This is a genomic window from Roseovarius sp. Pro17, assembly GCF_035599575.1.
Lineage (GTDB): Bacteria > Pseudomonadota > Alphaproteobacteria > Rhodobacterales > Rhodobacteraceae > Roseovarius.
Genome location: NZ_CP141179.1, coordinates 3,915,011 through 3,941,299 on the forward strand (window position 1 = coordinate 3,915,011; position 26,289 = coordinate 3,941,299).

22 protein-coding genes are annotated in these 26,289 nt (G+C 60.2%); 10 read left to right on the plus strand and 12 right to left on the minus strand.

Going from position 1 to position 26,289, the window contains the following annotated elements; all coding sequences use genetic code 11:
• Positions 1–5: 5 nt before the first annotated feature.
• From sdhA to folD, 7 genes are all read left to right on the plus strand, one after another.
• Positions 6–1,811: a succinate dehydrogenase flavoprotein subunit gene (sdhA, locus tag U3654_RS18890; RefSeq protein WP_324753077.1), complete on the plus strand. Its 1,806-nt coding sequence runs from the start codon at positions 6–8 to the stop codon at positions 1,809–1,811.
• Complete coding sequence (locus U3654_RS18895) at positions 1,811–2,125, plus strand: succinate dehydrogenase (protein ID WP_324753078.1); 315 nt, start codon at positions 1,811–1,813, stop codon at positions 2,123–2,125. Before sdhA ends, U3654_RS18895 begins: the two co-directional genes overlap by 1 nt.
• Positions 2,126–2,137: 12 nt before the next feature.
• Entirely contained in the window at positions 2,138–2,917 is a 780-nt protein-coding gene (locus U3654_RS18900) for a succinate dehydrogenase iron-sulfur subunit (protein WP_324753079.1), read from the plus strand.
• A 150-nt stretch (positions 2,918–3,067) separates the two neighbouring features.
• Entirely contained in the window at positions 3,068–4,753 is a 1,686-nt protein-coding gene (locus tag U3654_RS18905; RefSeq protein WP_324753080.1) for an NAD(P)H-dependent oxidoreductase subunit E, read from the plus strand.
• Positions 4,753–7,533: a formate dehydrogenase subunit alpha gene (fdhF, locus tag U3654_RS18910; protein ID WP_324753081.1), complete on the plus strand. Its 2,781-nt coding sequence runs from the start codon at positions 4,753–4,755 to the stop codon at positions 7,531–7,533. Before U3654_RS18905 ends, fdhF begins: the two co-directional genes overlap by 1 nt.
• Positions 7,534–7,562: 29 nt before the next feature.
• Positions 7,563–9,239: a formate--tetrahydrofolate ligase gene (locus tag U3654_RS18915; RefSeq protein ID WP_324753082.1), complete on the plus strand. Its 1,677-nt coding sequence runs from the start codon at positions 7,563–7,565 to the stop codon at positions 9,237–9,239.
• A gap of 135 nt (positions 9,240–9,374) precedes the next feature.
• The gene (folD, locus tag U3654_RS18920) at positions 9,375–10,268 is read left to right on the plus strand and encodes a bifunctional methylenetetrahydrofolate dehydrogenase/methenyltetrahydrofolate cyclohydrolase FolD (protein WP_324753083.1); all 894 of its coding nucleotides are present in this window, start codon (positions 9,375–9,377) and stop codon (positions 10,266–10,268) included.
• On the opposite strand, the gene pdeM is transcribed toward folD, so the two are convergent.
• The 4 genes from pdeM to U3654_RS18940 form a co-directional block, all read right to left on the minus strand.
• Positions 10,265–10,930 carry a ligase-associated DNA damage response endonuclease PdeM gene (gene pdeM, locus U3654_RS18925; protein WP_324753084.1) on the minus strand — a complete coding sequence of 222 codons (666 nt, stop codon included), beginning with the start codon at positions 10,928–10,930 and terminating at the stop codon, positions 10,265–10,267. The two genes, folD and pdeM, sit on opposite strands and share 4 nt — an antisense overlap.
• 48 nt (positions 10,931–10,978) lie before the next feature.
• On the minus strand, positions 10,979–11,995 hold the full coding sequence (locus tag U3654_RS18930) for an ATP-binding protein (RefSeq protein ID WP_324753085.1): 1,017 nt from the start codon (positions 11,993–11,995) through the stop codon (positions 10,979–10,981).
• Between the two features lie 31 nt (positions 11,996–12,026).
• Complete coding sequence (locus U3654_RS18935; RefSeq protein ID WP_324753086.1) at positions 12,027–13,982, minus strand: DNA topoisomerase IV subunit B; 1,956 nt, start codon at positions 13,980–13,982, stop codon at positions 12,027–12,029.
• 119 nt (positions 13,983–14,101) lie between these two features.
• On the minus strand, positions 14,102–14,389 hold the full coding sequence (locus U3654_RS18940) for a hypothetical protein (RefSeq protein WP_324753087.1): 288 nt from the start codon (positions 14,387–14,389) through the stop codon (positions 14,102–14,104).
• Positions 14,390–14,510: 121 nt separating this feature from the next.
• Here U3654_RS18940 and U3654_RS18945 point away from each other — a divergent pair, with 121 nt between their 5' ends.
• Positions 14,511–15,398 carry a DMT family transporter gene (locus tag U3654_RS18945; protein ID WP_324753089.1) on the plus strand — a complete coding sequence of 296 codons (888 nt, stop codon included), beginning with the start codon at positions 14,511–14,513 and terminating at the stop codon, positions 15,396–15,398.
• On the opposite strand, the gene U3654_RS18950 is transcribed toward U3654_RS18945, so the two are convergent.
• From U3654_RS18950 to dnaK, 3 genes are all read right to left on the minus strand, one after another.
• The gene (locus U3654_RS18950) at positions 15,367–16,176 is read right to left on the minus strand and encodes a division plane positioning ATPase MipZ (RefSeq protein WP_324753090.1); all 810 of its coding nucleotides are present in this window, start codon (positions 16,174–16,176) and stop codon (positions 15,367–15,369) included. The two genes, U3654_RS18945 and U3654_RS18950, sit on opposite strands and share 32 nt — an antisense overlap.
• A gap of 202 nt (positions 16,177–16,378) precedes the next feature.
• Positions 16,379–17,527 (minus strand): molecular chaperone DnaJ, encoded by a 1,149-nt coding sequence (gene dnaJ / locus U3654_RS18955; RefSeq protein WP_324753091.1) that lies wholly within the window; start codon positions 17,525–17,527, stop codon positions 16,379–16,381.
• A 74-nt stretch (positions 17,528–17,601) separates the two neighbouring features.
• On the minus strand, positions 17,602–19,515 hold the full coding sequence (gene dnaK / locus U3654_RS18960; RefSeq protein ID WP_324753092.1) for a molecular chaperone DnaK: 1,914 nt from the start codon (positions 19,513–19,515) through the stop codon (positions 17,602–17,604).
• A gap of 199 nt (positions 19,516–19,714) precedes the next feature.
• On the opposite strand from dnaK, the gene U3654_RS18965 reads away from it, so the two are divergent.
• Positions 19,715–20,317, plus strand: a complete 603-nt coding sequence (locus U3654_RS18965) for an alpha-ketoglutarate-dependent dioxygenase AlkB (RefSeq protein ID WP_324753093.1) — start codon at positions 19,715–19,717, stop codon at positions 20,315–20,317.
• A gap of 66 nt (positions 20,318–20,383) precedes the next feature.
• Complete coding sequence (locus U3654_RS18970) at positions 20,384–21,037, plus strand: flavin reductase family protein (protein WP_324753094.1); 654 nt, start codon at positions 20,384–20,386, stop codon at positions 21,035–21,037.
• Between the two features lie 47 nt (positions 21,038–21,084).
• On the opposite strand, the gene U3654_RS18975 is transcribed toward U3654_RS18970, so the two are convergent.
• The 5 genes from U3654_RS18975 to U3654_RS18995 form a co-directional block, all read right to left on the minus strand.
• Positions 21,085–21,897, minus strand: coding sequence for a mechanosensitive ion channel family protein (locus U3654_RS18975; RefSeq protein WP_324753095.1), 813 nt, complete (start codon positions 21,895–21,897; stop codon positions 21,085–21,087).
• 118 nt (positions 21,898–22,015) lie between these two features.
• Positions 22,016–22,447 carry a large conductance mechanosensitive channel protein MscL gene (gene mscL / locus U3654_RS18980; protein WP_324753096.1) on the minus strand — a complete coding sequence of 144 codons (432 nt, stop codon included), beginning with the start codon at positions 22,445–22,447 and terminating at the stop codon, positions 22,016–22,018.
• Positions 22,448–22,627: 180 nt separating this feature from the next.
• Positions 22,628–23,074, minus strand: a complete 447-nt coding sequence (locus U3654_RS18985) for a YtoQ family protein (protein ID WP_324753097.1) — start codon at positions 23,072–23,074, stop codon at positions 22,628–22,630.
• Positions 23,075–23,089: 15 nt separating this feature from the next.
• Positions 23,090–25,489, minus strand: coding sequence for a phenylalanine--tRNA ligase subunit beta (pheT, locus tag U3654_RS18990; RefSeq protein WP_324753098.1), 2,400 nt, complete (start codon positions 25,487–25,489; stop codon positions 23,090–23,092).
• 319 nt (positions 25,490–25,808) lie between these two features.
• Complete coding sequence (locus U3654_RS18995; RefSeq protein WP_324753099.1) at positions 25,809–26,231, minus strand: hypothetical protein; 423 nt, start codon at positions 26,229–26,231, stop codon at positions 25,809–25,811.
• Positions 26,232–26,289 lie beyond the last annotated feature (58 nt).

Genomic DNA, 26,289 nt, shown 5'->3' on the forward strand with positions numbered 1-26,289 from the left:
GACGAATGGCCGAATACGAATACGAGACGCATGATTATGACGTCGTGGTCGTCGGGGCTGGCGGCGCAGGTTTGCGCGCCACGCTGGGCATGGCCGAGCAGGGTCTGCGCACCGCCTGCGTGACCAAGGTTTTTCCGACCCGCTCGCACACCGTCGCGGCGCAGGGTGGCATCGCCGCGTCGCTGTCGAACATGGGCCCGGATCACTGGCAGTGGCATATGTACGACACCGTCAAAGGCTCGGACTGGCTGGGCGATACCGACGCGATGGAGTATCTGGCCCGCGAGGCACCCAAGGCGGTCTACGAACTGGAACATTACGGCGTGCCATTCTCACGCACCGAAGAGGGCAAGATCTATCAGCGCCCATTTGGCGGTCACACCACCGAATTCGGCGAAGGCCCTGCGGTGCAACGTACCTGCGCCGCCGCTGACCGTACGGGTCATGCGATCCTGCACACCCTTTATGGCCAAAGCCTCAAGCAAAAGGCCGAGTTCTACATCGAGTATTTCGCCATCGACCTGCTTATGTCCGATGATGGCGCCTGCACCGGCGTCGTCTGCTGGAAGCTGGACGACGGCACGATGCATGTCTTCAACGCCAAGACTGTCGTTCTGGCGACCGGCGGCTATGGCCGCGCCTTTTTCAGTGCGACCTCGGCCCACACCTGCACCGGCGACGGTGGCGGCATGGTGGCACGCGCTGGCCTGCCCCTGCAGGACATGGAGTTTGTCCAGTTCCACCCCACCGGCATCTACGGCGCAGGCTGCCTGATCACCGAGGGTGCGCGCGGCGAGGGCGGATACCTGACCAACTCCGAAGGCGAGCGGTTCATGGAGCGGTATGCGCCGCAATACAAAGACCTCGCACCGCGCGACTATGTCAGCCGCTGCATGACTATGGAAATGCGCGAGGGGCGCGGCGTGGGCAAGGACGCTGACCATATCCACCTGAACCTGTCGCACCTGCCGCCCGAGGCGCTACATCTGCGCCTGCCCGGCATCTCGGAATCGGCCAGGATTTTCGCCGGTGTTGACGTCACCAAAGAGCCGATCCCGGTCCTGCCCACCGTTCACTACAATATGGGCGGCATTCCGACGAACTATTGGGGCGAGGTGCTGAACCCGACCAAGGACGATCCCAAGGCCGTCGTGCCCGGCCTGATGGCCGTGGGCGAGGCGGGCTGCGCAAGTGTGCATGGGGCCAATCGCCTCGGCTCGAATTCGCTGATCGACCTCGTCGTTTTCGGCCGCGCCGCCGCAATCCGCGCGGGCAAGGTTGTTGATGCTGACAGCGCCGTGCCTGCCACCAACAAGGCCGGTGTCGACAAGGCGCTTGAGCGGTTCGACAGCATCCGCAACGCCGATGGCGGCACGCCGACCGCCGAACTGCGCATCGAGATGCAGAAAACCATGCAGGCCGACGCCGCCGTGTTCCGCACGTCGAAAACGCTGACCGAGGGCATGGAAAAGATGACCGTTATCGCGGCCAAACTGGACGATCTGCACGTCACCGACCGCAGCCTGATCTGGAACACGGACCTGATGGAAACGCTGGAGTTGACGAACCTCATGCCCAACGCGATGGCCACTATCGCCGGTGCCGAGGCCCGCCATGAGAGCCGAGGCGCCCATGCGCACGAGGATTTTGGCAAGCGTGATGACGAAAACTGGCGTGTCCATACCATCGCGCGGGTGCATGGCAAGGATGTCGACCTCAGCTATCGCCCCATCGTCGAGACGCCCCTTACCACCGAGGCCGAGGGCGGCATCTCGATGAAAAAGATCGCGCCAAAAGAGCGCACGTTCTGATGAGGGCGCTTGGCATATTGGCCCTCGCCGCGCTGACGTCCTGCACGGCGGTGAACGATACCGCCGACCAGATTGCGCGCCAGCAGGCCAAATCGGTGGTGAACACCTATGTCGCGGGTAAATATCCGGGGCTGAATTCCGCACCGATCACCGACTGCATCATCGACGCCGCCGATGCGCGCGAGATCCTGCAAATCGCCAGCGGCGCGCTTACCGGGGTTGATGCGGCGATTGCCGAGCAGATTGGCCAGATCGCACGCCGCCCCGAGGCCCTGCAATGCATTGCCCAAAACAGCCTGACCTTGTTGGGTTGAAAGGAGTAGAAGATGGTTCAACTGACCCTTCCAAAAAACAGCCGCATGGTGACGGGCAAAACGTGGCCAAAGCCCGAGGGCGCGACCAACCTGCGCAAGTTCAGCATCTATCGTTGGTCGCCCGATGACGGCGAGAACCCGAGCGTTGATACCTATTTTGTCGATATGGACGATTGCGGCCCGATGGTTCTGGACGCCCTGATCAAGATCAAGACCGATACCGACCCGACGCTATCGTTCCGCCGGTCCTGCCGCGAGGGGATCTGCGGTAGCTGCTCGATGAATATCGGTGGCATCAATACGCTGGCCTGCATCTACGGCATGGACGAGGTGAAGGGCGACGTTAGGATCTATCCGCTGCCGCACATGCCCGTCGTGCGGGACCTCATCACCGACCTCACCCATTTCTACGCCCAACATGCCAGCATCCAGCCGTGGCTGGAGACCGAGACGAACGCCCCAGCCAAGGAGTGGAAGCAATCCATTGAGGATCGCGAAAAGCTGGACGGGCTGTATGAATGCGTCATGTGCGCCTGCTGCTCGACCGGCTGCCCCAGCTATTGGTGGAACGGCGACAAGTACCTCGGCCCCGCCGCTCTGCTGCACGCCTATCGCTGGATCGTCGATTCGCGCGACGAAAACACTGGCGAGCGGCTGGATGATCTGGAAGACCCTTTCAAGCTCTATCGCTGCCACACGATCATGAACTGTACCAAGACGTGCCCCAAGGGTCTGAACCCCGCCAAGGCCATTGCGAACATCAAGAAGATGATGATCGAGCGCGCAGTTTGATCCCAAAGTGACGCAAGCAGTATTGCAGGCCGTATCGCGGCCTGCTTTTCTGTGTCATACGCGACCAGTATTCGGGCAGATTCTGCGCGCTCTGCTGTTGACTGCTGGGAAAATAAGTTAAACACTGGGAAATTAACGTGAGGAGTCGTCATGGGCGCGGATCAAGGTAGCGGTGTATGGAAATCCGGGCGTGGCAAGGGTCGCGTCACGCCAAAAGGCCGTCAACTCGACGACGCAGCCTGGGCCGACGTCAAGGCGCTGTTGGAGGGTCGCGAAGTTCGGCGCGATCTATTGATCGAATTCCTGCACCTCATTCAGGACAAGTTCGGGCACCTGTCTGCCGCGCACCTGCGCGCGCTGGCCGAGGAAATGCGTCTTGGCATGGCCGAAATCTATGAGGTCGCCACGTTTTACGCCCATTTCGACGTGGTCAAAGAGGGCGAGACACCCCCGCCCGCGCTGACAATCCGCGTCTGCGATTCGCTTAGCTGTGAACTGGCTGGCGCGCAGGAACTGAAATCGGCGTTGGAAAAGGGCTATGACCCTGCGGAGGTCCGCGTGCTGCGCGCGCCCTGCATGGGTCGCTGCGATACCGCGCCGGTTCTGGAACTGGGCCACGCCCATATCGACCACGCCACACCCGAAAAGGTGAAGGCGGCAATCGAGGCGGGTGACACCCATCCGCATATTCCCGATTACGAGGCGCTCGAGGCCTATCGCGCCGATGGCGGCTACAAGGTGCTTGCCCAAATTCGCAAGGACGGCAATTTCGAGACGCTTCAGCAGACGCTGCTGGATGGGGGTCTTCGTGGCCTCGGCGGCGCTGGTTTCCCGTCGGGTAAAAAATGGGGTTTTGTGCGCGACGCTGCTGGCCCGCGCTACCTTGCCGTCAATGGCGACGAGGGCGAGCCGGGCACATTCAAGGACCGCTACCACCTGGAGCGTACGCCCCACCTCTTTCTAGAGGGCATGCTGATCGCCGCTTGGGCGGTCGAGGCGCAGACTTGTTTTATCTACATGCGCGACGAATATCCCGCCGTGCTGGAAATCCTGGCCCGCGAAATTGCGGCGCTCGAAGACGCCGGGATCGCGCCCAATGGATATATCGAAGTGCGGCGCGGCGCGGGTGCGTATATCTGCGGCGAAGAGAGCGCGATGATCGAATCCATTGAGGGCAAGCGCGGCATTCCGCGCCACCGTCCGCCATTTGTGGCGCAGGTCGGCGTGTTCAATCGCCCGACGCTGGTGAACAACGTCGAGACCCTGCACTGGGTCACGCGCATCCTGCGCGAGGGCGGCGAGATCCTGTCGGGCGTCGAGAAAAATGGCCGCAAGGGCATGCGCAGCTATTCCGTTTCGGGGCGGGTCAAGAACCCCGGCGTGCATTTGCTGCCTGCTGGATCGACCATCACCGATATCATCGAGGCCGCGGGCGGTATGCTGGATGGCCACGCCTTTAAGGCTTATCAGCCGGGTGGTCCGTCCTCGGGCCTGTTGCCTGCGTCGATGAACGATATCCCGCTCGATTTTGATACGTTGCAACCGCATGGCACCTTCATCGGGTCCGCCGCTGTCGTCGTTCTCAGCGACAAGGACAGCGCCAAGCAGGCCGCGCTGAACATGCTGCGGTTCTTTGAGGATGAAAGCTGCGGCCAATGCACCCCCTGCCGGGTAGGCTGCGAAAAAGCGGTCAAACTGATGGAAGCGGACAAGTGGGATCAGCCGTTGCTCGATGAGCTTTGTACAGCCATGGCCGATGCATCCATCTGCGGGCTTGGCCAGGCGGCGCCGAATCCGATACGCTCAGCGATGAAGCACTTCCCGGAGGAAATCTGATGCTCGATACGAATACGGAGACAGTCACTTTCACGCTCGACGGCGCCGAAGTTACCGCACCCAAGGGCATGACGATCTGGGAAATCAGCCACGGTCGTGGCCTGATCATCCCCAACCTCTGCCACAAGCCGGAGCCGGGCTATCGCCCCGACGGCAACTGCCGCGCCTGCATGGTCGAGGTCGAGGGCGAGCGGGTCCTCGTCGCCTCGTGCATCCGCGAGCCGGGCGAGGGGATGGTCGTCAAGACCGATACCGCGCGTGCCAAATCGGCCCGAAAAATGGTGATGGAAATGCTGGTCGCCGACCAGCCCAAGCCCGAGGTTGCGCACGACAAATCCAGCCACATGTGGGACATGGCCGCGATGCAAGGCGTCGAGACCAGCCGCTTTCCCAAGCTGGAAGAGGGCCACATCCCACTGCTGGATGACAGCCACGTCGCGATGAGCGTTAACCTTGATGCCTGTATCCAATGCGGCCTGTGCGTGCGCGCCTGCCGCGAGGTTCAGGTGAACGACGTGATCGGCATGGCCGGGCGCGGGCATAATGCCTATCCAGTATTCGATTTCGATGATCCCATGGGCGAGAGCACCTGCGTCGCCTGCGGCGAGTGCGTTCAGGCTTGTCCGACCGGCGCGCTGATGCCGTCGACCGTTGTGGACGAAAATCAGGTTGGCGACAGCGCCGATTTCGATTCCGAGACCAAGAGCATCTGCCCGTTCTGCGGCGTCGGCTGCCAGATTTCGCTCAAGGTCAAGGATGGCAAGGTCAAGTATGTCGAGGGTCTGAATGGCCCCGCCAACGAGGGGCGGCTGTGCGTCAAAGGTCGCTTTGGCTTTGACTATATTCATCACCCCCACCGCCTGACCAAGCCGTTGATCCGTCGCGAAGACGCGCCCGCAAAGGGTCTGAACGTCGATCCCGGCAATTGGCAGGCGCACTTCCGCGAGGCCGAGTGGGACGAGGCGCTGGACCTTGCCGCTGGCCGACTAAAAGGTCGCGGACGCGAGGTCGCCGGTTTCGGCAGCGCAAAATGCACCAACGAAGAGGCGTATCTGTTCCAGAAGCTGATCCGCCAGGGCTTTGGCCATAATAACGTCGATCACTGCACGCGTCTGTGCCACGCATCCTCTGTGGCGGCCTTGATCGAAAACGTTGGTTCGGGCGCTGTCACGGCGACCTTCAACGAGATTGAAAATGCCGACGTGGCAATCGCCATCGGCTGTAACCCGGTTGAAAACCACCCCGTTGCCGCCACTTATTTCAAGCAGTTCACCCAGCGCGGTGGCAAGCTGATCGTGATGGACCCGCGCGGACAAGGGCTCAAGCGGTTCGCGTCCCATATGCTGCAATTCCGCCCCGGTGCGGATGTGTCGATGCTGAACGCCATCATGCACACGATCGTCGAGGAAAAGCTGTACGATCAGCAATATGTCGACGCCTACACCGAGAATTGGGAAGCTCAAAAGGAGCATCTGGCCGACTTTTCACCGGAAAAGATGGAAGGTATCTGCGGCATCTCGGCGGAAACGCTGCGCGAGGTCGCGCGTACCTTTGCCGGTGCGAAATCTGCGATGATCTTTTGGGGCATGGGTGTCAGCCAGCACATTCACGGCACGGATAATTCGCGCTGCCTGATTTCGCTGGCTCTCATGTGCGGTCAGGTCGGGCGCCCCGGTGCGGGTCTGCACCCGCTGCGTGGACAGAACAACGTGCAGGGCGCGTCTGACGCGGGCCTCGTGCCGATGTTCCTGCCCGACTATCAAAGCGTCACGGATGACGGTGTGCGCAATGCCTTTACCGAGGTTTGGGGCAGCGAAGATTTTAGCAGCCAGAAGGGCCTGACTGTGACCGAGATCATGGATGCGGTCCATGATGGCGACATCAAGGCGATGTATATTCTGGGTGAAAACCCGGCCATGTCCGACCCCGATGTCGAACATGCCCGTGATGCGCTGGCCAAGCTGGATCATCTGGTCGTGCAGGATATTTTCCTGACCGAAACGGCGAACTATGCCGATGTGATCCTGCCCGCCTCGGCTTTTGCCGAGAAATCGGGCACGGTGACCAACACCAACCGTCAGGTGCAGATGGCCCGACCCGCCCTGCCGCCCATGGGGGACGCGCGTGAGGATTGGAAAATAACCATCGATCTGGCAAATCGGCTGGGCCTGAATTGGTCCTATGACTCGCCCGCCGATATCTTTGCCGAGATGAAGCTGAACATGCGCAGTCTCGACAATATCACGTGGGAGCGGTTGGAGAATGAGGGCGCAGTGACCTATCCGTCGCTGTCGCCCACGGACCCCGGTCAGGCCATCGTGTTTGGCGACGGCTTCCCCCGTCCAGAGGGCCGGGCGCGGTTTACGCCAGCATCGATCATCGCCCCCGATGACGTGCCGGACGAAGAATATCCGATGATCCTGACCACTGGTCGCCAGCTGGAGCATTGGCATACAGGTTCAATGACGCGCCGGTCCAAAGTGCTGGACGCGGTGGAGCCTGAAGCGAACTGCTCGCTTCATCCCAGCACGCTACGCAAGCTGGGTGTTGAACCGGGCGAACATGTGCGACTGACCACCAAGCGCGGCACGATCAGCATCATGGCGCGGGCCGACCGCGCTATCGCACCCGACATGGTGTTCCTGCCCTTCGCATTCGTCGAAGCGGCCGCGAATATCCTGACCAACCCGGCAATCGACCCCTACGGCAAAATTCCGGAATTCAAATTTTCCGCCGTAAAAGTCGAAGCCGATAACACCACATCCGTCGCCGCAGAGTGACGCCTTAAACCCCCAAGGGAGCCTTATTCATGGCCTACAAAAGCGATATCGAAATTGCGCGCGCCGCGCAAAAGAAGCCGATCCAGGAGGTTGGTGACAAGTTGGGAATTCCCAGCGAGCATCTGCTGCCCTACGGCCACGACAAGGCAAAGGTGAGCCAAGCCTATATCGATAGCGTCCAAGGCAACAAGAACGGCAAGCTGATTCTGGTCACGGCCATCAACCCGACCCCGGCGGGCGAGGGCAAGACGACGACGACTGTCGGTCTGGGCGACGGCCTGAACCGCATCGGCAAGAAGGCGATGGTGTGTATCCGCGAGGCCTCGCTGGGTCCGAACTTTGGCATGAAGGGCGGCGCCGCAGGCGGCGGTTACGCTCAGGTCGTGCCGATGGACGACATGAACCTGCACTTTACAGGTGACTTCCACGCGATCACCTCTGCGCACAGCCTGCTGTCGGCCATGATCGACAACCACATCTATTGGGGCAACGAGCTGGAGATCGACATCCGCCGCGTCGTCTGGCGCCGGGTCGTCGACATGAACGACCGCGCGCTGCGCCAGATCACGGCATCGCTGGGCGGGGTTGCCAACGGCTTCCCGCGTGAAGCTGGCTTTGACATCACCGTGGCCTCCGAAGTCATGGCGATCCTCTGCCTTGCCAAGAACCTCAAGGATTTAGAAGAGCGTCTGGGTAGCATGATCGTGGCCTATCGCCGCGACCACAGCCCCGTCTTCTGCCGCGATATCGAGGCACAGGGTGCAATGACTGTCCTGCTAAAGGACGCGATGCAGCCGAACCTGGTGCAGACACTGGAGAACAACCCGGCCTTCGTGCACGGTGGCCCATTCGCCAACATCGCACACGGCTGTAACTCGGTCACAGCCACTTCTACGGCGCTGAAAATCGCCGAATATGTGGTGACTGAGGCAGGCTTTGGTGCGGATCTGGGCGCTGAGAAGTTCATGAACATCAAGTGCCGCAAGGCCGGTCTTGCGCCTGATTGCGTGGTTCTGGTGGCGACAGTGCGTGCCATGAAGATGAACGGCGGCGTAGCCAAAAACGATCTGGGCGCTGAGAATGTGGATGCCGTCAAGGAAGGTTGTTCCAACCTCGGCCGTCATATCGGCAACCTCAAAAGCTTTGGGGTGCCTGTCGTCGTCGCGATCAACCATTTCGTCAACGACACCGACGCCGAAGTCGCTGCTGTCAAGGAATACGTCAAGAGCCAAGGCTCTGAGGCGGTCCTGTCGCGTCATTGGGAACTGGGTAGTGAAGGCAGCGCGGACCTCGCAAAGCGCGTCGTCGAAATCGCCGAAAGCGGTGAGAGCAACTTCAAGCCGATCTACCCCGACGATATGCCCCTATTCGAAAAGATCGAAACGATCGCCAAGAAGATCTATCACGCCGATGGTGTGGTGGCTGACAGCAAAATCCGCAATCAGCTGAAGCTGTGGGAAGAGCAGGGCTATGGCAATCTGCCGATCTGCATGGCCAAGACGCAGTACAGCTTTACCACCGATCCCAGCGTGCGTGGCGCGCCGACAGGGCATAGCGTGCCGGTGCGCGAAGTGCGTCTGAGCGCGGGTGCGGGATTCGTCGTCGTCGTCTGCGGCGAGATCATGACGATGCCGGGCCTGCCGCGCGTTCCGTCGGCGCAGTCGATCCGTCTGAACGACAGTGGTGAGATCGAAGGACTGTTTTAAGCGAAGCGGTGCGCGCGGGGCATTGAGCCCCACGCGCACCGGTCGCCGCCTTACAGGCGGCTCTGCGCCTTCGGCGAGAGTATTTTTGGAATGATGAAAGCGGGGGCAGCGCCTTCGCGAATTTGGGAGGGCGCGATGACGGCTCAGGTGATTGACGGCAAGGCCTTTGCGGCCGAGGTACGTGGCAAGGTGGCAGAGCATGTGGCCCGCCTGAAGGACAAGCACGATCTGGTGCCGGGACTGGCGGTCGTTCTGGTCGGCGAAGACCCTGCAAGTCAGGTCTACGTGCGCTCGAAAGGCAAGCAGACGACAGAGGTCGGCATGAAAAGCGTCGAGCACAAGCTGGACGTCGAGACATCACAAGAGGATCTGCTGGCGCTGATCGACACGCTGAACAACGATGACAGCATTAACGGCATTCTGGTGCAGCTGCCTTTGCCCAAACATATCGACGAGGATCTGGTCATCAACTCGATTGACCCGACCAAGGATGTGGACGGGTTTCATATCTCGAACGTGGGTCTGCTGGGAACTGGACAGAAAAGCATGGTGCCCTGCACGCCGCTGGGATGCCTCATGATGTTACGTCATCACCACGGCTCGCTTTCGGGTATGGATGCGGTCGTGATCGGGCGCAGCAATATCGTGGGCAAGCCGATGGCGCAGCTACTGCTGGGTGACAGCTGCACAGTGACCATCGCGCACTCGCGCACCAAGGATCTGGCCGATGTGGTGCGCCGCGCCGATATCGTTGTCGCCGCAGTCGGTCGACCCGAAATGGTGCCGGGCGACTGGATCAAGGAAGGCGCCACCGTCATCGACGTGGGCATCAACCGGATCGAAAAGGACGACGGCAAGACCAAGCTGGTCGGCGACGTCGATTACGAAAGCTGCGCCGCACGCGCCGGTGCGATCACGCCTGTGCCCGGTGGCGTCGGACCGATGACCATCGCCTGCCTGCTGGCCAACACGCTGACGGCCACCTGCCGCGCGAACGGTCTGGAAGAGCCCGAGGGCCTGACTGTTTAACGCGGCATCGGGATGGGGCGAGCAATGCCGCCAGTCAGCACTGCCACCGCCTCGGCGCGCATCAGGCTGGTAAGCGCGGGATTGTCGCTGCGCAGCCCGCCGGTATAGGTGCCATAGGCGGGCAAAATCACACGATCGGTATCGATCAGGAACGCGGGGCGGCTGAGGCTGCGGCCCCGCGTTTTTACTTTTGCCTTGGGGTGGAAATGACCCGACAACTCGCCACTGGCGCCGGGGCGCGCGATGTGACGGAAGGTGAGCGGAGGGATGGGTAACTCCGCCAGGTGCGTGCCGCCCAAATCGACCGGGCCCGGATCGTGATTGCCTTCGACCCAGACCCAACGGCGACCCGATTGGAGGGTCATTATCCAGAGCTTGTCCGCGTCCATCAAGCCATCCGCCGCCGCATTGTCATCGAAGCTATCACCGAGGCAAATGACAGTCTTGGCGCCGGTAAACCTGAGGTCGGTTTCCAGTCGGGCGAGGGTATCACGCGTCTCGTATGGGGGCAGGGCGGCGGAGCCAAGGCGCGTACGGCGCTCGGATTTTCCGAGATGCAGGTCGGAAACGCAGAGAAGGTTCTCGTCGGGCCAATAAAGCGCGCCGGTAGGCAGGGCAATCAGGCGGGCGCCGGCGAGGGTGAAGGGGTAAGTGGTGGTCATGCGGGATTTATGGCAAGCAGGACAGAAAGTGGAGAGCCAAAAAATGGGTCATTGTATATTCCGGAACAAGTTTATGAGAAAGGCGATCGCGTCTTCGTTGTAAATCACCGGCGTTGCAGAGGGTATATAACCCGAGTCTCTGTATCTTTGTTCTTGCTGTAGATTTCTGAAGTTGTACTTTGAGTATCTGATATCGCCTTTCATTTTGTTACAATTAATAGTGCGCCAGAAATCAGGCTGCTTTAAGGTTGGAACAGCACGCTTAACACGTTTCCAAACTTCAGTACTGCTATAGGGATACTTTGCTAAAAGGTTTTGCTCTACCGTGCGCTCGACCTCTAGGGCATTGACCGGCACGACGTCTCCAACAAGCTTAAGTGTTTCGGCGCCCGAACTTTCGGAAAACTCACCTTCCTTGATAAATTTCAGTTTTCTGGCAAGTTCGCTGTCAATAACTAGAGAACTGTGCTGCCGATCCAGTGTTGCAATTTCATCACGCAAGACTATCGCGCTTTGCGGCCCTGAAGGTCCAATTGAACGAACGTGATCAATCCACGACTGATTGGTGTCCTCAATCCGATTTGAAATAATGGCCTGCAATTCACCTGATAGAATTCTCTGAGATCGGCCGCCATAACGGTAGTAGACATCGCCATTTCTGATGATCTGATCTTTACCGCTGTCCTGTAATGCAATTAGTGGCTTTATTCTTGCTTCGTCGATTTTGAAGGCCGCAAATTTTTTCTCCCCAATCTCTGCCGAAATGGCTTGCCATCCTATTTCGGAGGAAAACATTCGGCCCAAGAAGCCAGTAGTTTTCTCGGGGTCAACTTTTTCAAAACTTTGCCAAGATTTTTCCAATAAGCCTAGTGGAATTCGTGGTGAATCTTTAACGCCAAAAACAATATATCCACCGATGTTGTTCGCGAACGCAGCAAAATCTCTAAAGTAGTCAGCCAGTCCGGCTAGGTTAAATTGCTCTTTAAATTCAAGTGTTCTGCTTTCTCTATGGAAAAGTTTTCCACCCTTCTGCCTGAGTAACCCACTCAGAATTTCTCCAGTCATACTCTAATCTCTCAGATCATGGGACGTTTCTCTAAACATCCAACTCCTCCACAAACCGCGCATTCTCCTGAATATACTGGAACCGTAGCTCAGGTTTCTTCCCCATCAGACGCTCGACCAGATCGCCGGTTTCGCCCGGTTCATCCTCGTCTATCGTCACGCGGATCAGCTTGCGGGATTTGACGTCCATCGTTGTCTCTTTCAAATCCTTTGCGTCCATCTCGCCCAAGCCCTTAAAGCGGCTGACGTCGATTTTTCCCTTACCCCCCAGACCCTTGGCCAGCCAGACGTCACGCTCGGCCTCGTCAATGCAATAGACGCGGACAGCGCCTTGGCTGAGGCGGTAGAGGGGTGGGCAGGCCAGGTAGAGGTGGCCCGCGTCGATCATCGGACGCATTTGGGTGAAAAAGAACGTCATCAACAGCGCCGCAATATGCGCACCGTCAACGTCGGCGTCGGTCATGATGATGATCTTGTCATAGCGCAGATCGTCGAGGTTGAATTTCGACCCAAGGCCGACGCCCAACGCCTGCGTCAGGTCGCTGATTTCCTGATTGCTGCCCAGTTTTGAACTGGCGGCGCCCAGCACGTTCAGGATCTTGCCACGCAGGGGCAGCAGCGCCTGAATTTTGCGGTCGCGCGCCATCTTGGCCGAACCTCCAGCTGAATCACCCTCGACGATGAACAGCTCGGTGCCGTCGCGGGTGTTGGACGAACAGTCGACCAGCTTGCCGGGCAGACGCAGTTTCTTGGTTGCGGTCTTGCGCTGGGTTTCTTTTTCCTGCCGTCGGCGCAGGCGTTCCTCGGCGCGCAGAACGAGAAAATCGAGGATCGCGCCGGCCGATTTCGTATCTGCCGCCAGCCAGTTGTCGAAATGGTCACGCACCGAATTTTCAACCATGCGCTGCGCGTCGACCGTCGCCAGCCGGTCCTTGGTCTGTCCGACAAATTCCGGGTCACGAATAAAGCATGACACCAGCGCGCCCGCGCCAGTCATCAGATCCTCGCGGGTTATGGTCGCGGCCTTCTTGTTGTTCACCAGCTCGCCGTACGCCTTGATCCCTTTGAGGATCGCGGCCCAGAAACCGGCCTCGTGCGTGCCGCCCTCGGGGGTGGGGACGGTGTTGCAATAGGACTGGATGAAGCCATCGCGCGCGGGCGTCCAGTTGATTGCCCATTCGACCTTGCCCGGCACCTTGAATTTCTCAAAGCTGACAGTTCCGGCAAAGGGGCTATCGGCGTAGGTGGTCGCGCCACCCATCGCCTCGGACAGATAGTCCGAGAGGCCGCCGGGAAAGTGGAATTTCGCCTCGCGAGGTGTTTCGCCGTCATCGATTTCGGTCTTCCACCGGATTTCGACGCCTGAGAAAAGGTAGGCCTTGGAGCGGGCCATCTTGAACAGGCGCGCGGGCTTCAGCTTGAGCGAGCCAAAGATATCGGGGTCAGGGTGGAAGGTGACAGCGGTGCCGCGTCGATTGGGGGCCGCGCCGATTTTCTCCAGCGGGCCCTGCGGTAGGCCGCGCGAGAATTCCATCGCAAAGAGTTCCTTGTTGCGCGCAACCTCGACGCGCAGATGATCCGACAGTGCGTTGACGACCGAAGAGCCGACGCCATGCAGGCCGCCAGAAGTTTGGTAGCTGTCGCCGGAAAACTTGCCGCCCGCATTCAGCGTGCAAAAGATGATCTCGAGCGCGGATTTGGTCGGATCCTTGGGATGTGGCCCAGTCGGGATGCCGCGCCCGTTGTCACGCACAGACACGTGACCGTTCTCATGCAGCTCGACTTCGATCCATGTTGCGTGACCTGCCACTGCCTCGTCCATCGAGTTGTCGATGATCTCAGCGACCATGTGGTGCAGCGCGCGGTCGTCCTTGCCGCCGATATACATGCCGGGGCGCAGGCGCACATGCTCCATATCCTCAAGGACCTGAATCGAGGATGCGTCATAGTCGCCCGAAGAGGTGGCGGCGGTCAGAAGGTCGGACATGGGGTGCGCTGCTCATTTATTATGGGTTTGCGCGATTATGGCAGAGCGGCGCGGCGGTTGAAAGAAGAGCGTGGCGTGACATTGCCAGATACGTCGCCAAATTCATCCTTTGCCACGCGTTACCCCGGACCGGTTGGCCAGATAGCGAGGCCGAGAAGGTAAAGTGTTAGTAGCGCCGCTGTCAGGGCAATCAATTGCCAGCGGCTGCATTGACGCGCTGGGGTGCGCAGGAAGGCCGAGAATTGGGTGATCGGCTGGATCGCCGATGGCCATTTGCCGTCGCGCGCCTCAGCGGTTTCGCGTGCGTCGCAGGCCGCCTGCCAGAGGATGCGGAACAGCATCCACACCCACAGCGCAAAGAACGCAGCAGACGCGCCGAGCCATATGACCTGAACCAGCGGCATCATAGTGGGTTTGCCAATCGCCTCATTTCCTGTGCGCTGCGCAAGCGCCTCCAACCGTGCCAGCGCATAGCGCGCGCCAGCTGTCGCTTTACATTGGGCCGATTCGCATGAACAGATCGCTAATATGAGCGAGCATTTAAAGGGCCTTCTGATCACCGCGCTCGGCGTGCTGATGGTGGTGCCCGACTCCCTTTTCGTGCGCCTTATCGTGGCCGACCCTATGACCATCACGTTTTGGCGCGCGACGGTCGCAGGGTGCTTGATCCTGACGGGGTGTCTTATATTCCAAGGGCTAGCCGGATTTCGTGCCGTGGCGCGAACGGGCTGGCCGGGTGCGCTCTATACGTTGCTCATGTCGACCACCGCGCCGGGTTTCGTCATGGCAATTTCGCTGACCAGCGTGGCAAATGTCGTGTTCATCTTTGCCTCAATCCCGTTATTCGCCGCCCTGTTCAGCCGGATATTCCTGGGCGAACCATTCAGCAAACGCATGATCCTGACCGTCGCGGCTGTGCTGCCAGGCCTTGGGATCATTGCCTATGGCAGCCAGACCAGCGCAATCGCCAGTTGGCAGGGCGACCTGATCGCACTGGCAGTCTCGGCCAGTTTCGCCGCCGCGCTGACGACGGTGCGCAAGGTGCGCACAACTTCAATGATTCCCGCGATTCCGGTAGCCTACCTCATGTCTGCACTGGTCATGTTGATCTGGGCTACGCCGGGTCAGGCCATGCCGTCGCAATGGCCGCTGGTGCTGGGGCATGGCGGGTTCATCGCGCTATCCACGTGCCTTTTGACACTGGGGCCGCGCTACTTACCGTCAGCCGAGGTGTCTCTGCTGATCTTGCTCGAATCCGTGCTGGCTCCGCTGTTGGTCTGGGCGGTCATTGGTGAGGATCCGGGGCCTTGGGCCATCGCTGGCGGTGTTCTGGTGATCGGTGCGCTATTTGTATCGAACGCGATCGCGCTACGCCGCAGACGGATTAGAAACTCGGCTCAATCTCGGGCAGTTTGAGCGCCTTGATCAGGTCGCGCAGTTCCTGCCGGGCTGCCACGTTCGAGATGTTCAGCTGCTTGACGCCCACATCCTTGAGATCCAGCAGGGTCAGGCCGCGCGGAAACAGCTCGCGAAAGACCACACGCTCGTTGAAGCCGGGGGCCACGCGAAATCCGATGCGGCTCGCCAGCTTGTCCAGCGCGGCGCCCATTTTCTCTTTGTTGACCATGGCCTGCGCGCCGACGCGGTTACGCACGACGATCCAGTCGATAGGCTTTAGCCCCGCCTGAGCGCGCAATTGGCGCGCGTTCCAGACCATTTCGGAGTAAACAGAGGGGCGCAGAATCTTGAGCCCGTCCGCATCCACATGGGCCAGCAGATCGAAATCCACAAAGCTGTCGTTGAGTGGCGTGATCAGCGTATCGGCTAAGCTGTGCGCGACCTGACTAAGGCGCGTATGCGAGCCGGGGCAGTCTATCACGATGAAATCGCTGTCAGGTTCCAGCGTTGCGACGGCCTCGGACAGGCGGCGGTCATAGACATTCTCGCCGGGGCTGAGCGTCGCCTGATCCACCTCGGGCAGATCGTGATAGAAGGGGCTGGGCAGATCGAGTCCGGATTTGGCAAGGTAAGCCTTGCGGTTTTCGGCGTAGCGCCCGAACGTCTTTTGCCGCAGGTCCAGATCCAGCGCGCTAACCGTTTTGCCCATCCGCGCGAGCGCGGTGGCGACGTGCATCGACACTGTTGATTTGCCCGCGCCGCCCTTTTCGTTTCCGACGACGATGATATGCGCCATGTCCCAATATCCCTTGCCCCACGCCCTCGGCTTGGGACGTTTCGCGCACAGTATCGCGGGTTTAGGGATTAGGGAAGGGCATGGAACGCGTGCCGGGAAGGCGCGGCTGCTGTGCAACAATGCAGAGTGGCTAACGCATCGCTAAAAGCAAAAGAGCGGCCTGTCAGGACCGCTCTTTTCTGTTGCTCACAACAATCAGGTCTTAGCCTTTCATGCTGTCCCAGAACGACTTGACCGACCGAAAGAATGTCTTGCTTTCGGGGTTGTTGTCCTCAGAAAGGGCCTCGAATTCCCGTAGAAGCTCTTTTTGCTTGGAGGTCAGGTTTACCGGCGTCTCGACGGCCAGTTCAATGAACATATCGCCCGCACCGCCGCCGCGCAGGGCTGGCATCCCCTTGCCGCGAAGGCGCATCTGGCGGCCCGATTGGCTGCCGGACGGGATCTTAACCTTGCTGCGCCCACCGTCGATGGTAGGAACTTCGATATCGCCACCGATGGCCGCGGTGATCATCGACACCGGCACATTGCAGAAAAGGTTGCTCTCTTCGCGCTCGAACAGGCTGTGTTTGCTCACCTCGATAAAGATATAGAGATCGCCCGGAGGGCCACCACGCATCCCGGCCTCGCCTTCGCCCGAGAGGCGAATGCGTGTGCCGGTTTCGACGCCGGCGGGGATATTTACGCTGAGTGCGCGATCCTTTTCGACGCGACCCTGACCACCGCAGGACTTGCAGGGATTTTGCACGATCTGACCCATGCCAGCACAGGTCGGGCAGGTCCGCTCAACCGTAAAGAAACCCTGTTGCGCGCGCACCTTGCCCATGCCTGAACATGTCGGGCATGTCGTCGGCTCGGCGCCACCTTCGGCGCCAGATCCGTCGCAGCTGGTGCATTGGATCGAGGTCGGCACGTTGATCGTCTTTTGCAGACCCAGATAGGCCTCCTCCAGCGTGACGCGCATGTTATAGCGCAGGTCCGAACCGCGCGCGGCGCGCTGCCGCCCGCCGCCGCCGCGTGCGCCCATGAAATCACCAAAAAGATCGTCGAAGACGTCCGAAAAGGCACTGGCGAAATCGCCTTGACCGGGCCCGCCGGGGCGCTGGCCGCCACCGCCGCCCATTCCACCCTCAAAGGCGGCATGGCCAAAACGGTCGTAGGCGGCCTTTTTCTCGCCGTCCTTTAGAACGTCATAGGCTTCGCCCGCTTCCTTGAACTGCTTCTCGGCGTCGGGATTGTCTTTGTTGCTGTCTGGATGCAGTGCCTTCGCCCGCTGGCGATAAGCCTTCTTGATCTCGTCTGCCGCGGCCCCGCGCGCGACACCCAGAACCTCGTAATAATCTCGTTTGGCCATTCGGGACCTCCTAAACTTGAAACGATGCGGGCCAGCCTGGTGTCAGACCGGCCCGAAGGTTTCCTAGCGACGCGTTAAGCGCGCTTGTTGTCGTCAAGGTCTTCGAAATCGGCGTCGACGATATCGTCGTCACCCGGCCCACCGGCCTCGTCGGCGGCGGTGGGGCCGCCGTCATCGTCGTCTTGGCTGGCCTTGTAGATCGCCTCGCCCAGCTTCATGGCCGATTCCGTGACGTTCTGGATGCCCGACTTGATCTTGGCCGCGTCGTCCTTTTCCAGATCGTCCTTCAGCGCGGAGATCGCCAGTTCGATGGCCTCGATCGTGGTGGGGTCCACCTTGTCGGCGTGCTCTTCCATCGACTTTTCGGTCGAGTCAATCAGGCTTTCAGCCTGGTTTTTCGCTTCGACCAGTTCGCGACGCTCCTTGTCGGACTCGGCGTTCTCTTCGGCGTCCTTGACCATCTTTTCGATGTCCTCATCGCTGAGGCCGCCCGACGCCTGGATCGTGATCTTCTGTTCCTTGTTGGTGCCTTTGTCCTTGGCAGAAACAGACACGATGCCGTTGGTGTCGATATCGAAAGTCACCTCGATCTGGGGCATTCCGCGCGGTGCGGGCGGGATGTTTTCCAGATTGAACTGGCCCAGCATCTTGTTGTCGCCAGCCATCTCACGCTCGCCCTGGAACACCCGGATCGTCACGGCGTTCTGGCTGTCTTCGGCAGTCGAAAACACCTGAGACTTGTTCGTCGGGATCGTCGTGTTGCGGTCGATCAGGCGCGTGAACACACCGCCCAGCGTCTCAATACCCAAGCTCAGCGGAGTGACGTCCAGCAGGACCACGTCCTTGATGTCGCCTTGCAGAACGGCGGCCTGAATGGCGGCGCCCATCGCGACGACCTCGTCAGGGTTCACACCCTTGTTCGGCTCTTTGCCAAACAGCTTGGTCACCTCTTCGATCACCTTGGGCATGCGGGTCATACCGCCGACCAGAACGACCTCGTCGATATCGCTGGGGCTGAGCCCGGCATCCTTGAGCGCAGCCTGACACGGCTTGAGCGACGCCTTGATCAGATCGCCAACCAGCGATTCCAGCTTGGCACGGGTCAGTTTCATAACCAGGTGCAGCGGCTGACCATTCGAGCTCATCGAGATGAAGGGCTGGTTGATTTCCGTCTGCGAGGACGAGCTCAGCTCGATCTTGGCCTTTTCAGCCGCCTCTTTCAGACGTTGCAGCGCCATCTTGTCTTGCGTCAGGTCGACCTGATGCTCTTTTTTGAACTCGCCCGCCAGATAATTGACGATGCGCATGTCGAAGTCTTCGCCACCAAGGAACGTGTCGCCATTGGTCGCCTTGACCTCGAACAGACCATCCTCGATTTCCAGAATGGTCACGTCGAACGTGCCGCCGCCAAGGTCATAGACCGCGATCGTCTGGGCGTTCTCTTTGTCCAGACCATAGGCCAGAGCGGCTGCTGTCGGCTCGTTGATGATGCGCAGCACTTCGAGGCCGGCAATTTTACCAGCATCTTTGGTGGCCTGACGCTGAGCGTCGTTGAAATAGGCAGGAACGGTAATGACGGCCTGCGTCACATCTTCGCCAAGATAGCTTTCGGCGGTTTCCTTCATCTTGCCCAGAATGAATGCGCTGAGTTGGCTGGGCGAATACTTTTCGCCACGCGCCTCGACCCATGCGTCGCCATTGCCGCCGTCGATGACGTTGAACGGCATGTTCTTCTTGTCTTTGGCCAGGTGGCTATCGTCAGCGCGACGACCGATCAGGCGCTTGACGCCAAAGACGGTGTTTTCGGGGTTCGTGACCGCCTGCCGCTTGGCCGGCTGGCCGACGAGGCGCTCATTCTCGGTAAAGGCGACAATCGACGGAGTCGTGCGCGCCCCTTCTGAGTTCTCAATGACGCGCGCAGTTTTACCATCCATGATGGCAACGCAGCTATTCGTGGTTCCGAGGTCGATTCCAATAACTTTGGACATGCTTTCATCCCTTTCTCTCTAGGCGATATGACAGGACAGGACCCATTTCGGCATCCTCGCCCCGGTTAGGTGCGGCTTGACCCGCGTTTGCTGGTCTCTGCTTCCCGGCGTATATAGGGAGCGTGGGAAGGCCCTGCAAGCGGTGGGACGCCCGCCAATTTGCAGTTTTTCCCAAAAACTTGCGCAGCGGGGGTCAGGCATGGGTGAACTTGAGCTTCGCGGCTTTCGCATTCTGCCGGGATATCTGGATTCCGCGCAGCAGATTTCGCTGGTCGCGGCACTGCGCGATGTCGTGGTGGCGGCGCCGCTATTTTCGCCCATGACGCCGATGGGCCGCGCGATGAGCGTGCGCATGACGTCGGCAGGGCGCTATGGTTGGGTGTCCGATCAGACAGGCTATCGCTATGCGCGCCGGCACCCGGACGGGCAGGATTGGCCTGCGATACCGGAGGCGGTGCTGACGATCTGGCGCGATCTGGTCAGTGCGGCACGCACGCCCGATTGCTGTCTGCTGAACTATTATGGGAGCGGCGCGCGCATGGGCTTGCATCAGGACCGCGACGAGGCTGATTTTGCATGGCCGGTACTGTCGATCTCGCTAGGCGACGAGGGGCTTTTGCGCATCGGCAATACCGCGCGCGGCGGCAGCACGGTGTCGCACTGGCTGCGCTCGGGCGATGTGGTGGTGATGGGTGGTGACGCGCGGCTGACCTATCACGGGGTAGACCGTATCAGGTTCGGCTCATCCTCGCTGTTGAAGGGGGGCGGGCGCATAAATCTGACCTGCCGCGTTGTGGACTGACCTGCACTTGCCATGCGGAGCGGCACGGGTAAGAATTGACACATAATCTCAAAGGATACCTCTGCGATGCAATATAATCCGACGACCGATGCCTGCCCGCTGCCATTTTCGCCTTTCAAGTCCTGCACCGTACCGCGCCCCATCGGGTGGCTGTCGACGGTCAGCGCGGCGGGCCAGCACAATCTGGCGCCCTACAGCCAGTGGCAGAACCTGACCTTTGATCCGCCGATGGTGATGTTCGCGGCCAACCGTTATCCCGACGGGCGGCGCAAGGACACCGTGCTGAATGCCGAGGAAACCGGCTGGTTCGTGTGGAACATGGCGACCTTCGACCTGCGCGAGGCGGTCAATATTTCGGCCATGGCGATGGAATTCGACGTCGACGAATTTGAGGCGGCAGGCGTGGCACGCGAGGCCTGCGCGATGGCCCCCGGCGGGCGCGTCGCTGCCAGCCCCTGCCATTTCGAGTGTCGATATCTCAGCACCCATCACCTGCCGGGTGCCAGCGCCGTGGGCGGCGTCGACGTGGTCTATGGTCGGGTCGAGCATATTCACGTCAAGGACGAGGTGCTGACGCCCGAGGGCAAGCTGGACATCCCGCGCATCCAGCCGCTGGCCCGGATGGGATATTACGACTACACCGTCGTGCGCGAAACATTCGAGATGCGTATCCCCAGCGCGTCAGGAATGGAGGCGGACGGACTGGAGGGACGGGCATAAGGCGCCGATCCAGATGACCCCGCCCTTGGCCCCGTTCTCAGGCACCTTTACCCGGCCTTTTTCGGTTCGACGTTCACCTGATGCGGGAATGGGATTGAGATTCCCTGTGCGTCGAAATCCTCCTTGATCGCCTTGGTCAACTCGAACTTGACGTTCCAGAAATCGTCGGTCGAGGTCCACAGCCGCGCCGTGATATCGACCGAACTGGCGCCGAGGTTCGTCACCCGCGCCCACGGTTCAGGCTCGCCCATCACGCGTTCATCCGAGCGGGCGTTGTCGAGGATGATCTGCATCGCCGTATCGGCGCTGTCCGAGTAGTCGATGCCAAAGGTCAGATCGAGCCGCCGAGTATCATGCGCCGAATAATTGGTGATGATCGACCCCCACGCCTGCCCGTTCGGCACGATAATCTGCACATTCTGCGGTGTCGTCAGTTCGGTAAAAAACAACGCAACCTCGCTGACCGTGCCGCTCGTGCCGCCGATATCGACATATTGCCCCAGCTTGTAGGGGCGAAAGATCACCAGCATGATCCCTGCGGCCAGATCCGCCAGCGTGCCCTGCAGCGCCAGACCGATGGCCAATGTTGCAGCGCCCAGAACGGCGACGACGCTGGTCGCCTCGATGCCAAACAGGTTCAGCACCGCCAGCAACACGATGATGCGGATGGCCCAAGTCGCTATCGTTGCCGCGAAATTGCCCAGTGTCTGATCGATCCGCTGATGCTTGCGCACCTGCCGGCGCACAAAGCTGCCCGTCAGTCCGGCGACCAACCAGCCGACGATCAGTACAACCAGCGCCTTGACGACGTTGACTACAAGCGGCGCGTAGCCGCCCAATTGATCCAAAAAACCTTCCATACTGCTTCTTCTATCCCTCGAATTCGTAAAAATTAGATGAACGCGTCTATAACGGCCTGTCTCAAATGACAAAAGGCCCCGGTAGCACCGGAGCCTTTCGCCTGATTCTAAGGGTGGATCAGCGCGCCTTCAGGCTGTCGCGGATCTCAATCAGGATGTCCTTTTCCGAGGGGCCGGAGTCCACCTCGGGCGCAACATCGTCCGGCTTTTCCGCCAGCGACTTTACCTTGTTCACATACTTCACCAGCATAAACACGACGAAGGCGATGATCAGGAAGTTAATGACGGCCATGATGAACGAGCCATAGGCAAAAACCGACGCGCCCGTTTCGCGCGCAACCTCAAGCGACGCACCGGCGGGCACTTCGCCAGCCAGCACCGCGTAATTGTTAGTGAAATCAACGCCGCCGGTGAACAGGCCGATGATCGGGTTAATCAGATCGCCCACCATGGACGTGACGATCGCGGTGAATGCCGCGCCGATGATGATGCCGACGGCCATGTCCATGACATTGCCCTTGGCGATGAAGTCTTTGAATTCATTTAGCATTTATGTCCCTCTAAGTATAATCCGAGCATCTATCTGCGCCCTCGGGCAAAGTCTATTGCAGAATTTTGTTAACCTTTCCATGTTTTTATGCGCCTCAACCTCGTTAGTAGCGCGGCAACATGGCTATGAAACGGGGCGCGCGGATCAGTTCCGACCGCGCAGAGCACCGCCAGACACGTCTCAGCCCGGCAGTGTGCCGTCCAGCACGTAGCGCAGCATCTGCACGACCTGCTCGGGTGTGCGCGCGACGGCCAGCGCGGCTGCGTCGACCTCTTTTAGCGCATGGTCATGCTCAGGCTGTTGCAGGATGATCAGAGACTTGCCCAACGCGGCGGCATAGCCCGCGTCAAATGCCGCGTTCCATTGCTTGTACTTGTCACCAAAGCGGACAACGACGACATCGGCCTCTTCGATCCCCATGCGGGTGCGGATCGCATTCAGCTTGGCGCCTTTGTGATCGTGCCAGAACTTGTCCGGCTCGGCCCCAAGGATCGCCACGCCGCAATCGTCGCTGGCGGCGTGATCGGTGACGGGCGCAGCAAAGCTGATGTTCAGCCCTTTGGCACCTGCCTCGATCTGGTCGCGCCAATCGGTGTGAATTTCGCCGCTCAGATAGACATTCAGCATGGTCTTCTCCCTCAATCAGCCGCGCAGAACGCCGCCGGTCGCCTTGGCGACCTTTTCGACGATTCTAGCTGACACGGCCTCGATGTCCTTGTCCTTCAAAGTCGCCTCGGTAGGTTGCAGACGCACCGTGACGGCCAATGATTTCTTGCCCTCGCCCAGCGATCCACCGATGAACTCGTCAAACACGCGCACGTCCTCGATCAGCGCCTTGTCGGCGCCAGCGGCGGCGTTGACCAGCGTCAGCGCCTCGACATCGGCATCAACGACAAAGGCAAAATCACGCTCGACAGCTTGCAGATCGCGCATCTGTGCTGCGCCCCTGTTTGCCGTCACGTTGCGCGGTAGCGGGATTTCAGCGGGCCAGAGGGTGAACCCCATGGCAGGCCCCTTGATATCCAATGCGCGCAAGGTTTTCGGGTGCAGTTCGCCAAAGACGCCCAGCACCTTTTTCGGCCCCAAACAGATCATCCCGTGACGACCCGGATGCCACCATTCGCGCGCGCCGCGCAGGATCTGAACCTTGGCAGGCGCGCCGATGGCTGACAGGATCGCTTCGGCGTCGGCCTTGACGTCATAGAGATCGACCGCTCGGGCGCTGCCGTGCACATCCTTTGGCCCGGTGCGACCGATCAGAACGCCAGACACCTGCAAATGCTGCTCGCCCGGCTCGCCGCCGTGAAAGGCATGGCCGACCTCGAAAAGGGCCATATCGGCAACACCGCGCGCCTGATTGCGCGCTGCCGCCTGCAACAGGCCGGGCAGCAGGGCGGGGCGCATATGGCTCATCTCGCTGCTGATCGGATTGGCCAGCATGGTGGCGTCATCGCCGCCGCCGAACAGGGTGGCGCTGGCATGATCGATAAAGCTGTAGGTGACACACTCGTTATATCCCAGTGCCGCAGCCGTGCGCCGCGCGATCTGCTCGCGCTTTTGCATGGGCGATAGGATCGGCGCGGGAATGCCGGCCTGCGCGCGGCGCAAGGGGCGCCCCACCAGCTTGGTCAGGGACGCGATGCGCGCGACTTCTTCGACCAGATCCGCCTCGCCCTGAACGTCGGGGCGCCAACTGGGCACGGTGGCCATATCGCCCTCAAGGCGAAAGCCGAGGGCCGTCAGCGTCTGGCGCTGCTCGGATTCGGGAATGTCCATGCCTACCAGCGACTGCACCTTGGCCGGGATCAGCCGATAGGCGCGCCGGGTATCCGGCACCTTGCCTGCCTGCACGAGGTTTGAGGGGGTGCCACCGCAGAGATCAATAATCATCTGCGTCGCCAGATCGACCGCCTCCATATTAAAGGCCGGGTCGATGCCGCGCTCGTTGCGGTACCGCGCGTCCGAGTTGATCTTCAGCGCGCGGCCAGTGGCGGCAATCTGGACATGGTCCCAAACGGCGGCCTCAAGGAACACATCGGTTGTCGCTTCGGTGCAGCCTGTCGCCAGACCGCCCATAATACCGCCGATGCTCGCAATCCCGTTGTCGTCCGAAATTACGACCTGACCGGCGCCGAAGGTATGTTCCTTCTCATCCAGCCCAGTCAGCGTCTCACCGCCCTTGACGCGATGAATACGCAATCCGCCCTGCAGTTTGCCCGCGTCAAAGACATGCAGCGGGCGATTGCGGTCGTAGGTAAAGAAGTTCGTCACATCCACCAGCGCCGAGCGTGGCCGCAGCCCGATGGCGCGCAAACGGGTTTGCAGCCATTCGGGGCTGGGACCATTTGTAACACCGCGAATGAGGCGTCCGGCGAAAACCTCGCAGCCGTTTTGTTGGGTATCCGCGTCGATGGTGACGCTGATCGGGGAGGGGAATTCGCCCTCAACATGGGCGGTGGGGGCGTCTTTCAGCGTGCCCAGACCACGTGCCGCCAGATCGCGGGCGATGCCGCGCACGCCCAGCGCATCGGGGCGGTTGGGTGTGATGGCGATCTGGATGACCGGGTCGACCTTGGCCGGGTCATTCTGCGCCAGCCAGTCGATATAGCGCTCGCCGACCTCGCCTGAAGGCAGCTCGATAATGCCGTCATGCTCCTCCGACAACTCCATCTCGCGCTCGGAACACATCATGCCGTAGCTCTCGATGCCGCGGATCTTGCCCACGCCGATGGTGGTGTCGATGCCCGGCACGTAAACGCCCGGCTTGGCCACGACGACGGTGATCCCCTCGCGCGCGTTGGGCGCGCCGCAGATAATCTGAAGCTCGCCCTCGCCGGTGGCGACCTTGCACACACGTAGGCGGTCAGCGTCGGGGTGCGGCTCGGCATGCGTTACCTTGCCCAGCGTGAAGTCGGCCAGCCGCGCGGCGGGGTTGCTGACGCCCTCGACCTCAAGGCCCAGATCGGTCAGCGCATAGGTGATCTCATCGACCGAGGCCGTGGTGTCGAGATGGTCCTTGAGCCAGGAAAGCGTGAATTTCATGTGCCGTCATCCGCAGGTCATTATGGGTTGGCCCCGCATACCGCAGAAGGCGCGGCGGGGGAAGGGCGCAGGCTGCGGGTGCGACGCGCCCCTTCGTCCGGAATCAAGGCAAAGCCGCCGGACGAGCGCCTGCCCGTCCCGGCGGGCTGGCGCTTTGGATGCGAGGTGCATCGCTGATAGGGTGGAGGGGCTTGGCGGGCATAAAGCGCGCCTCATGAGCGTAGCAGCGCCACCCACGGGCAGGCGCTCGCCCGGCTTGGCTCGCGCATTGAAGTTGCCAAGATGCCGAGGCAGTCATTTAACTAGACAAGAGTAAGTGTCATTTTGCTTCCTCGTCTAGAGGTGTCAGTACGAAAAAAGCGTTTACCGCTTCTGTTGAAGCTGTTTCTTCACGCTCGTATAGATCGTTGCGAATACTTAGCATCGCTGCGCGCCGCCGCTGTTTTGCTTCGGCATGCACTGCTTTTCGATCTCGGCTTGGAGGCGTAGAATACCCTACATACCCTTGGGCTAAACCCATCATGTCGCTGTATTCAAAAACAGTTTGAGAATACATCTGACACGCTTTTATGACTTCCTTTGGAGCATAGACAATCAAGTTCGAGGATACAGCGACCACTCGCAAATAGTGTTCATGATGACCTTCTTGATCGTTGATCTTACTGCCCAGAGCGACACGCGCAAAACAGCTGTTAATTTCCTCGGCAAATTTTTGGTAAGCTTGTCTTTTCTCATGCAGCATTTGCTGCTGTCTATCCTTAGATTTCTGCCATGAATATGCACCGAACGCGATTAAAAAC